At 41.2% G+C, this 972-nt stretch carries 1 protein-coding gene; it reads right to left on the bottom strand.

Annotated elements, in window-relative coordinates:
• On the bottom strand, positions 1-881 hold an 881-nt coding region (gene hflC / locus ACFINC_RS09890), incomplete at its 3' end, for a protease modulator HflC (RefSeq protein WP_375617102.1).
• Positions 882-972: the final 91 nt, after the last annotated feature.

The following is a 972-nucleotide window of genomic DNA, read 5'->3' as shown; positions in this document are numbered from 1 at the left end:
GAAAGTTTTTTCTTTGCTTGCGGAGAATTTCGAAAATAAAAAAAGAAATCCTCATTTGGTGAAATCACCATCGGTATTCTCTCTAAATTCTTATACTGCTCCATGGCTAACCAAAAATCGTAAAAAGATGGATTAGCTTCTCGCGCTTTGAGTAAAATGCGAATACTTTCAGCCTGTCCTTCACCACGGGTAATTTCAGCATCACGCTTTGCAGCCGCCACAATTTCTTCATATTCACGATTTGCCTCTGCAACGATACGATCTCGCTCTTGTTGACCACGAGCGCGAATATTTTCCGCAACCGCTTCCCGCTCCGCAGCCATTTGCCGATAAACATCTTCGGAAACAGCATCGGTTAAATCGGTTTTTCGAATACGTACATCAACAATCTTAATACCCAGCGAACCTGCATCTATAGAAAATTGCCTTTGAACCTCAGCCATCATCGCGCCTCGTTCATCCGATAAGGCTGCTTTAAATTCTCGCTTACCATAAACAGCCCGCAAAGCGTCAATAAAGCGTGGTGCAAGATTTTCACGTGCTGCAATTTGTGGGCGCCCTGAAGCAATACGCTGTAAAAACAATTTAGGATCTGTAATACGATAAATAAAGAACGCATCCACTTCATAATAAGCCCCCCCACGAACTTGCACAGATTGTGTAGGAACATCGTAACGCAACAGCCGATTATCCACCACAATCATCTTATCCACAAAAGGTATTTTCACATAAATCCCAGGATTAGATTCTACCTTGACGATCTGTCCAAAACGCTTAATAGCGACTTGTTGACGAGGATAGACAACAAAAAATGACATCCACAACATGATCAAAAAAATTATTATGGTACTAAAAACAAACAAAAAACGAGACTGCTGCATGATTAACGTCCTCCAGAAATCTGAGCATCCAAGAGCGATGTAGAACGTGCTGATTTTATTTTCGCTTTTTCTGATAAATTATGATGCAGCA

It is taken from the genome of Bartonella sp. AP58NXGY (assembly GCF_042195785.1).
Lineage (GTDB): Bacteria > Pseudomonadota > Alphaproteobacteria > Rhizobiales > Rhizobiaceae > Bartonella.
The sequence above is the reverse complement of the archived record's forward strand: the minus strand, read 5'-3'. Positions and strand labels throughout refer to the sequence as shown.